Origin of the sequence: Streptomyces sp. CC53 (genome assembly GCF_001865245.1) — a bacterium.
GTDB lineage: Bacteria > Actinomycetota > Actinomycetes > Streptomycetales > Streptomycetaceae > Streptomyces.
Genome location: NZ_MKXB01000228.1, coordinates 1 through 9,222, shown reverse-complemented (window position 1 = coordinate 9,222; position 9,222 = coordinate 1). Strand labels below are relative to the sequence as shown.

The window sequence follows — 9,222 nt, the reverse complement described above, 5'->3', positions numbered from 1 at the left end:
CCCCGTGCACCCCGATCGCGACGCGCGCACCGCCTCCGCGCAGGCGCCCGGGCGCCGAGTCCACCGGGGTCTCCGCGTCTCACGCAGCGGTGCGGCCGGCTCAGGCGCCGGGCCCGCGTTTGGACCGCCGCACGCGGGCACCCGTGACCCGAGGCGGCGGGGCGGGCGACGAGCGGGCCGGCAACGGAGAAGGGGGAGGGTGCAGGAGGGAGACGCGCTGTGATCCTCGAAGAGGTGGTCCTTCCCGCCAGGGACGGTTCCCCCCTCCACGCGGACCTCGCACTGCCCGCGGAGGGCCGGGCCCTGGTGGTCTTCGCCCACGGCAGCGGCAGCTCGCGGCGCAGCCCGCGCAACCGGGCGGTGGCCGCAGCCCTCCAGGAGTCGGGCCTCGGCACCCTGCTGCTCGACCTGCTCACGGAGCGGGAGGAGCGCCGCGACCTGCTGACGGCTGAGCACCGTTTCGACATCGACCTGCTGAGCGAACGGGTGATCGCCGCGGTGGACTGGCTCGCCGACGAGCCGGCCACACGCCGCGCCCCGGTCGGCCTCTTCGGGGCCAGCACCGGTGCGGCGGCGGCACTCCGCGCTGCCGCCGACCGCCCCGTCCGGGTGCAGTCGGTGGTCTGCCGCGGGGGGCGGCCCGACCTGACGGGCGAGGCGCTGGCGCGGGTGGCGGCACCGGTGCTGCTGGTCGTCGGCGGTGAGGACCCGGAGGTGCTGCGGCTCAACCGGGAGGCGGCCGAGCGGTTGAGGGTGCCCTGTCACGTGGAGGTCGTACCCGGAGCCGGTCACCTGTTCGAAGAGCCGGGTGCGCTGGAGCACGTGGCGCGCGCGGCGCGGGACTGGTTCCTGCGGCCGGGCGACGACGCGTTCACGGCCGGGGACGCGGAACGGTGAGCCGTGCCGCGGTCGGCGGCGCCACCGGGGCCCGTGGTGCGGGGAGCCGCACGGCCCTCGTCCCCGGGAGGGGGCGGTCCCGAGCGGTACTGCGCTTCTCCTCTCGGACGCCGGCGGCCCGACCGCCGACCAGAGTGACGGGAGCGGGACCACCCGCGCCGCACCCTGCCCGGGGCGCGGGGCCCGGGTGCACTACGGGCCGACAGCGTCGGCGGAACGGTACGACCGCCTCCGCGCACCGGGACCGCACGACGGCGCCGGCACCGCTCGCCGAGCCCGGTACGGGCGACACGGGCGTGAGGAAGGGACCCGGTCGACCTGGCCCCTGAGCCGGTCGGTGGGGAGAGGAAGCTGGTGGTGACGGTGGACGTATGGTTCCAGGACCGCCGCGACGCGGGGCTGCGGCTCGCTGCGCGCCTGCGGGAGACGGCGGCGGAACGCGAGTGGTTCGACCCGGTCGTCCTGGCCCTGCCGCGCGGCGGGGTCCCGGTGGCGGCGGCGGTGGCCCGCGCCCTGCACGCGCCGCTCGACGTGCTCGTGGCCCGCAAGATCGGGCTGCCGGGCCGACCGGAGGTCGGGATCGGGGCGATCGCGGGCGAGGCGCCGCCGGTCTACGACGAACGAGCACTGGCCATGCTCGGCATGACGCCGGACGAGCTGGGCGCGTCGGTGGCCCGGGAGCGCACGGAGCTGCACCGGCGCGAGGACCTCTACCGCGGGCACGCCCCGCGGCCCGACCTGCGCGACCGCACGGTGGTCCTGGTCGACGACGGTCTCGCGACGGGCGTCACGGCGCGCGCGGCGATCCGGCTGATCAGGGGCGAGGGGCCCGCCGGCCTGGTGCTCGCCGTGCCGGTGGGCGACCACCGGGCCGCCGCGGAGCTGCGCCGTGAGGTCGACGAGGTGGTGTGTCTGCTGCAGCCGGACGACTTCCGGGCCGTGGGCAGGTGGTACGAGGACTTCACGCAGACCACGGACGACGAGGTGATCGCCCTGCTGCGGGAGCTGTCGGTCCCGGAGCGGCTGCGGCCGGTCCGCCACCGCTGAGCCCCGCTGCGGAGGGCGCCCGGGAGCGTCACCGGGCCGGCGCTTCGGGGCGCGGGACGGGACCGCTTCCGGTGTGGGACACGGGTGACCGGTGGGGGCGATGGTGCGCGGCGCCCCTCACCGCGGGTGGCGACCCGGCGGGGTGCGTCGCTCCGCTGCGGGGGCGGGCCGGCTACCGCCCCGGCACCGGGACGGGGGCGACTGCTGGGGGTGGCGCGCGCGGTCGTCCGCCTTCCGCGGGCCGGTGGATGAGGACAGGGTGCCTCTCAGGGGGACCGTGCGCTGATCTCGACGCACGTGCCCGCCCGTGACCGGTCGGGCGCGTTCTGGGCGGGTCACACGTGGCGTGGGTGGGGCACGGGGCTCCTTGCGCCGCAGCAGCCCGGCCGCGTGGCGGCCGGGCTGTCCCGGTGGTGGCCGTGCGGGTCCGGCGCTGGTCCCCGGCCGCGCCCCCGGACGACCGCTCTCCCTGCGGGCTGGTCAGCGGGGGAGGACGACGGCGGTGACGAGGAGGCCGCGGTCCACCCGCCACCTCCCGGTGAGGCCGTCGGCCGGCACCCGGGGGTGCGCCGCGAGCAGGTCGGCCCGGAACGTGCCGTCCGGGCCGATCGTGATGTCGGCCTCGTCGAAGTCGAGCCAGCAGCCGGCCAGCGGGAACCAGGTCTTGTAGACCGACTCCTTCATACTGAACAGCAGCCGGTCCCAGTGCACCCCCGGGCGGTCGGCCGCCAGGCCGGTGAGACGCCGGCGCTCCTCGGGCAGGGAGACGGACCCGAGGACGTGGTCGGGCAGCGGCGCGTGGGGTTCGGCGTCGATGCCGAGGGACAGCACCTCGTCGGCCCTGGCCACGGCGGCGGCGCGGTAGCCCGCGCAGTGGGTCAGGCTGCCCACGACCCCCTCGGGCCAGTGCGGCGCGCCGCGCCGGCCCCTCGGGATGGGCACCGGCCCGAACCCCAGCCCGGACAGGGCCCTGCGGGCGCACCAGCGGGTGGTGGTGAACTCCCGCTGCCGCTGCGGCACCGCGCGGCTGATCTCCTGCGGCTCCGAACCGAGCAGCGTCAGGCCGGGCGGGTCCTCGAAGGACTCGGCGACGCACACGGGAGGTGCCACGACCCCGTCGAGCACGCCACCCCTCCCCCACTGTCGAACAGACCTGCGATCAACCTAGGGCGGGGCCCGGCCGCACGGCAAGGACGAGCGGCCGGGCCCCGCAGCAGGCCGGCGGGCCGCCGCGCCCTGCGCGCCTCCCGCCGGGGCGGGCACGACGGTCCCGCACCGTCCCCGGCCCGACCCCCTACCGCCCCACGCGGCCCCGTACGGGCCCGGGCGGCCTGCCCGCCGGCGGGCGGTCGGGGCTCACCCGGTCCGCAACCGGGGCAGCGGAGCCACCGCCCGCGTGCGCAGGTGCAGCGGGTCGGCGGCGTAGTCCTCGTCGGGCGGGAAGAACCTGGTCAGCTCGTGGCGCCCGCTGATCCGCAACTTCCGGTAGGAATGGGTGAGATGGGACTCGACGTTCCGCAGGCTCACCTTCAGCAGCCCGGCGATGCTGCGGTTGCTCATCCCGCGGGAGGCGAGCTCGGAGACCTGCCGCTCGGTGGGAGTGAGCAGGGACTCCGTGGACGCCTTGCGGGGATCGGGCCGGCCGCCGGCCGCCCGGAGTTCCCGCTGCACCGCCTCCACCAGCCCGTCGGCGCCCAGCGAGATGCCGACCTCGTTGGCGCGGCGCAGCAGTTCCCGGGCGCGGCCCGTGTTGCCGCCCTGCCGGTGGGCGCGGCCCGCCGCGCACAGGGCGTGCGCGAACAGCAGCGGTGCGGCCCCTCCCTCCAGCAGTTCCACCGCCCGGTCCGCGGCTTGCAGCGCCTCGCGCCCGGAGGAGGCGTCCACCAGCGCCACCAGGGCGCGTCCCAGGGCGTGGGGCGCGGCCCAGCGGCGGGCCAGTTCGACTTCGCGCCGGGCGAGCCGGCGGGCGGTGCCGGGGTCGCCGAGGGCCAGGTGCAGTGCGGACCGGGTGGAACGCCAGGGCAGGACGGCCGGGTTGGTGACGCCGCGGCGGGTGAGTTCCTGCTCGCAGTGGGCGAGCACGGCGAGACCGCGCTGCGCCTGCCCCAGCCGGCCCAGGGCGCGGCCGGCGCTGAGCAGCAGATGGAGCCGCCACCAGGTGAGGGGCTGGTCCCCGGGCAGGGGCGGGGCGGTGTCGAGGAGGGCGCAGGCCCCCGCCATGTCGTCCCGCTCCAGGGCCGCGTCGATGAGCACACTGCGGGCGAGCGCCCCGGCGTGGCAGTGGTCGGCACCGATCCGGCCGAGCCGGTCGAGTGCCTGGCCTGCGTCCTCCTCGGCCGCCGCGGGGACACCGAGGTGCAGGTGGACCAGGCCGCGGACGGCGAGCGCCTCGGCGGTGCGGGGGGCGGCGCCCTCGGTGCGGGCGAGCCCCACTTCGGTGTCCAGGTGGCGCCGGGCCTCGTCGGCGTCGCCCGCCCACAGCAGTCCGAGCAGCGCGTGGTACCAGCACGGGGAGCCGTAGGGGACGCGGGGCGCGGCCAGGACCCGCCGGGCGATCCGCCGGACCGCCGCCGCGCGGTCGCCGGTGCCGGTCCGCAGCAGCAGCACCGCGTCCAGCCGGTCTTCGTCCCCCGGCGCGGGGCGGTAGGTGCCCTCGTGGAGCCGCACGTGGGTGAGGGCGTGCCGCAGGTGCGTCGCGGTGGCGGACCCGGCGGGCTGCGGCCCGATCTCCCGGCTGGCCTGCTCCAGGGTCTGGCGTGCTCTGGCCGGCTGGTCGAGGCGGAGCAGGGTGTCGGCGAGCCGCAGGGCCTGGCGGGCGCGTTCCCCGGGGCCCGTGGCGAGGGCGGCGTGCATGGTGAGGGCGTGGGCGGACGCGGGCAGGTCGAGTCCCGTGAGGGCCTGGATGCGCAGGTCCTCGGCGTGCGGGGCGAGTTCCTGCGGGATGCCGTGCAGGACGGCCTTCTCCACGAGGCGGCGGGCCGTGGCGGGGTCCCGCGCGACGGTGCGGCGGGCCGCGTCCAGCAGCATCCGGACCATCCACGGTTCGTCGAGGCGGTGGGCGCGCAGCAGGTGGTGGGCGGTCTCCTCGGGCGGGCCGCCGCGGTGCCGCAGGCAGCGGGCGGCGAGGCGGTGCAGTTCGGCGCGTTCCGCGCAGGGGACGTCCTGGTAGAGGAGTCCGGCGAGGACGGGGTGGCGGAACGTCAGGTCGGCGGAGCGCAGCAGGCCCGACTCGGTCAGCCGGGTCAGGCAGCGGCAGAGGTCCTCGGCGGACAGGCCGCACAGGTCGGCGAGAAGGGTGGCGTCGACGGGCGCGCCGAGGATGCTGACGGCGCGGGCGACGCGCAGACCGTGCGGGTCGAGGCGCCTGAGCATGCAGAGGACGCGTTCCTTGACGGCCTGCAGGCGCAGCCGTTCGTCGAGCCGGTCCGCGTACGGGTCGGGGGTGCGCCCGCCGGCCTCCCACCCGTACGGGGAGCGGGCCCCCGCGAGGGAAGCCGCGGCTCCCGGCCCCGCGGTGGCGCCGGGGTACAGGGTGCTGCCGGCCGTCCCGGGGCCGACGGCGCCCCAAGGGTGTCCGGTGACCTCGGCCGCGCCGGCGGAACGTCCGGTGAGGCCGGGGCTTCCGGCGGTCCCGGGGGCCCCGGCGACTTCGGTGACTCCCGCCCGTCCTGTCCGTACTACGGTCCCCGTCCCTCCCGCGGGTCCCTCGTTCCCCGCGGGCCGCGGGTGGGGGCCGCCCAGGCCGGGGGCCGTGCGGATCTGCTCCGTCAGCAGGTACGGGTTGCCGCCGCTGCCGGCGATCAGGGCGTCCACGGAACCGGGGCCGCGGCCGCCGAGTGCCGCGGCGAGGTCGAGTGCGGCGCTCGGGCTCAGGTCGTGCAGGTGGATGTGGCGGTCGGGCCGGACGCCCTCCATGAACTCGACGAGGAGGTGCCGGTCGCTGGCCGGTTCACCGCAGCGCTTGCTGGCCAGCAGCACCAGCGGGAGGCTCTCCAGGCGGCGGCTGAGGAAGCCCAGCCACAACAGGGACTGCGGGTCGGCGTGGTGGATGCCGTCGACCGTGAGCAGCAGGGGCGTACGCCGCGCCGCCCTGCTGACGCACGCGCAGAGGCCGGCGAGCAGCGGGTAGTCGGGGTCCGCGGGTGACAAGGCCCGCGTCCACCCGTCGGCGTCGTCGGCCGCCTCCGGCAGGCGGCTCAGCAGCTGGTGCACGATCCCCAGGGGGAAGCGCTGTTCGGTCGCGGTGGCCGTGGCGGAGAGCGCGAGCATGCCGCGCTCCCTGGCGGTCTCCTCGGCCCAGCGGAGGAGCGACGTCTTCCCGGTCCCGATGATGCCCTCCACCAGCGCGACGGCGCCGGCGCCCTCTCCCGCGGAGTCGAGCATGTCGGTGATGATCTTCGATTCTTCGCTTCTGCCGTACAGTTCCCGGGGCACCGGCCCCACACCTCCTGGCTGAACAGCGGAACGACCTGGCTGACGGGGAACGGACCCGGCGTCGTCTCATCGGTGGCGGAGGCGGCCGTGCCCGGGTGCGACGGTCCGGCACCGCCGGGGCCGTGTCGAGATCACGGCGGGGACGTCGCCGCCACGGCAGCGGGGAATTCTCCGGAAGAACCGGGAGGCATGTCGGCGATCCCCCCTCTCCGACCCCCCGAACACCAGTGGACGGCGTACACCGGTGGCGCGAGCCGACGCTACACGACACGCCACCGGATTTGTACGCCGTCGCCCTTTGATCCGTTCCGGGACGTGTTTCTTCGGCCAGTGCTTCGGTGGTCCCGTATTGAAGTAGGTGAGCACCACACAGGTACGTTCGACTCGGCTTTCCGGCGGTGACCGGATGACCGCCAGGAATGCCGTCACCGCGCGCCCCTGCCGTGCGCCGCCGCCCTGTTGGCGGAAATCCGATGGAAGGAGCGGTGTCCGCGTGTCCGCGACCAGTGAGCGACTGCGACCGGCCCGGCCGTACCGGGTCGGGGAGGTGCTGCCGGGCGGCCGCACCGAGACCTTCGTGGTCAGGCTGACCGGTGTCCTGCCGTACGTGTACGAACAGGCGTGGCAGGCGGTCCTGGAGCCGACCGCGCTGTGCCGCACCGTGTTCCGGCGGCTGCCGGACGGCGGGATGCGCCGCACGCTGCGGCCCGCGGCCCCCTTCCGCCTCCAGGTCGCCGACTGGCGGGCCACCCGGGCCGAGGTGCAGGACGCCAGGCTGGAGGAGCGGTTGGCGGAGGAACGCGCCCGGGGGCTGCCGCTCGACCGGGCGCCGCTGGTGCGGGCCACGCTCATCCGGCGCGACGACCGCACGTGGACCTTCGCGTGGCGGTACGCCCGCCCGGTGCTGGACCGGCGGGCCGGGCTCCGCCTGATGGCGGACGCCGCCGACGCGTACCGCCGCCTGCTGCGGGGGGCGCGGTGAGGACCGTCCCGTCCGTACGCCTGTTCTGCTTCCCGTACGCCGGGGCGTCCGCGGCGGTGTACCTGCCGTGGACCGACGCGCTGGGCCCGGCGGTGGTGGTCACCCCCGTCGAGCTGCCCGGCCGCGGCCGCCATCCCCGCGCCCGCCCGTGCCGCCGCATGGGCGAGGTGCTGGACGAGGTCCTGCCGTACGTGGCCCGCATGGGCGACCGGCCGTTCGCGCTGTACGGCCACGGTTTCGGCGCCCTGCTCGCCTACGAGGTCGCGGCGCGGCTGGAGTGGGAGCACGACGCGGTCGCCGAGCGGCTGTACGTGTCGGGCCGCGGCGCGCCCCGCCTCCGGGACGGCGCGGCGCGGCGCGGCGGGCCGCCGGGCGCCGAGCCGCGGCGGGCCGCCGGGCGGGACCGGTCGCCGGCGGGCACCGCGCGCGGGCCGCGGCCGGGCGTGCTGCCGCCGGTGCTCCGGGCGGACCTGGCCGTCGCGGAGTCGTACGTGCGCGATCCCCGGCACGTGGTGCACTGCCCGGTCACGGCGATGGCCGGCCGGGACGACCGCTCCGTCACCGCCGCCGGTCTCGCCGCGTGGCGGGGCTGCACCCGACGGTCCCTGCGCGTCGACGTGTTCCCGGGCGGCAACGACTTCCCGCGCACCGCGGCCCGGGAGGTGCTGGCCGCCTTCAGCCGCGACCTCCTCCACCCGGCCCCCGGCCGCGCCGCGCCCACGGCGCGGTGACCACGCCGGGGCCGGGAGCCGCACGGGACCCGACGCGGTCCCGGCGGGGTCCCGGGGCGCCCGGTGGCGGGCGGGTCCCGGGAACGGCAACAAGAATTGCCCGGCACGCGGGGGCTCCCCATCCTGGCGGCCGGAGGTGAGCGTATGACCGCACATCGCACCGAGGACCCGGGCCGGGACGCCCTCGGCGCCGAACTGGAGCAAGAGGCCGAGCTGCACACCGGATTCCTGGGAGAGGCGGCCCGCTGGCTGGCGGAGCTGCTCGGCCCGGACGAGCGGGGCGCCGCGGCGGTCCGCCGCGTGCTGGACGCGGGCTGCGGGCCGGGGGCGGCCTCCTGTGCGCTGGCCCGCGCGTTCCCCCGCGCGGAGGTCGTCGCCGTCGACGAGTCGCCGGGGCTGCTCGCGCGCACCCTCCACCGCGCCGGCGAGCACGGCGTGGGGGCGCGGATCACCACGCGCCGGGCGGAACTGCCCGGCGGCTACGACCGGCTGGGCCCGGCCGACGTGATCTGGACCGGTGACGCCGTGCCCCGGCTCGGCGACCAGCAGGCGGCTCTCAAGGCGCTGGCCGCCGTGCTGCGGCCGGGCGGTCTCCTCGCCGTCGCCGACCCGGTGCTGCCGCCGCGCTTCCTGCCGCGGGACATCGGCCTCGGGCGCCCCGGCCTCCAGGCGCGCCTCGACGCCGCGTCGGAGGACCACGCTGCCGCCCTGCGCGCCCGCCTCCCCGGCGCCACCTCCGTGGTCGACGACTGGCCGGCGCTGCTGGCCTGCGCGGGACTCGTGCCCACCGGCACCCGCACGTTCCTGATCGACCTGCCGGCCCCGCTGGACCTGCCCGCGCGCCGGCACCTGCACGCCCGGCTCAGCCGGCTCCTCGGCGCCCTCGGCGACCGGCTCGACCTCGCGGACCGGCTGACGGTGGAGCAACTCCTCGACGGGGACGCCTGCACGAGCATCCTGTGGCGGCCCGACGCCTTCTACGTCGCGGCCGTGACCGTGCACACCGCCCGGCTCTGCGCCGGCGCCTGACGCGCCGCGGGCGTGCCGCGCGGCGGCCGCGGGGCTTGGGCCGGGGCGCAGGCCGTCCCGGTCCGGGCCCGGCCCCGCGGAGCCCCCGGCCCGGCCCGCCCG

General features: G+C 77.6%; 7 protein-coding genes. 5 read left to right on the top strand and 2 right to left on the bottom strand.

The window, feature by feature from the left end:
* Positions 1-219 precede the first annotated feature (219 nt).
* Positions 220-897 (top strand): dienelactone hydrolase family protein, encoded by a 678-nt coding sequence (locus BJP40_RS29885; RefSeq protein ID WP_071283809.1) that lies wholly within the window; start codon positions 220-222, stop codon positions 895-897.
* A gap of 357 nt (positions 898-1,254) precedes the next feature.
* Entirely contained in the window at positions 1,255-1,944 is a 690-nt protein-coding gene (locus tag BJP40_RS29880) for a phosphoribosyltransferase (RefSeq protein ID WP_371258712.1), read from the top strand.
* Positions 1,945-2,424: 480 nt separating this feature from the next.
* On the opposite strand, the gene BJP40_RS29875 is transcribed toward BJP40_RS29880, so the two are convergent.
* Positions 2,425-3,069: a 4'-phosphopantetheinyl transferase gene (locus BJP40_RS29875; RefSeq protein WP_071283806.1), complete on the bottom strand. Its 645-nt coding sequence runs from the start codon at positions 3,067-3,069 to the stop codon at positions 2,425-2,427.
* A gap of 231 nt (positions 3,070-3,300) precedes the next feature.
* Positions 3,301-6,378: a BREX system ATP-binding domain-containing protein gene (locus BJP40_RS29870; RefSeq protein ID WP_071283803.1), complete on the bottom strand. Its 3,078-nt coding sequence runs from the start codon at positions 6,376-6,378 to the stop codon at positions 3,301-3,303.
* Positions 6,379-6,871: 493 nt separating this feature from the next.
* Here BJP40_RS29870 and BJP40_RS33410 point away from each other — a divergent pair, with 493 nt between their 5' ends.
* The 3 genes from BJP40_RS33410 (at position 6,872) to BJP40_RS29855 (ending at position 9,120) form a co-directional block, all read left to right on the top strand.
* Positions 6,872-7,360, top strand: a complete 489-nt coding sequence (locus tag BJP40_RS33410; protein WP_071283800.1) for a condensation domain-containing protein — start codon at positions 6,872-6,874, stop codon at positions 7,358-7,360.
* The gene (locus tag BJP40_RS29860; protein WP_071283797.1) at positions 7,357-8,091 is read left to right on the top strand and encodes a thioesterase II family protein; all 735 of its coding nucleotides are present in this window, start codon (positions 7,357-7,359) and stop codon (positions 8,089-8,091) included. The genes BJP40_RS33410 and BJP40_RS29860 overlap by 4 nt, the downstream gene beginning before the upstream one ends.
* Before the next feature lie 144 nt (positions 8,092-8,235).
* Positions 8,236-9,120, top strand: a complete 885-nt coding sequence (locus tag BJP40_RS29855) for a trans-aconitate 2-methyltransferase (RefSeq protein ID WP_071273589.1) — start codon at positions 8,236-8,238, stop codon at positions 9,118-9,120.
* Positions 9,121-9,222 lie beyond the last annotated feature (102 nt).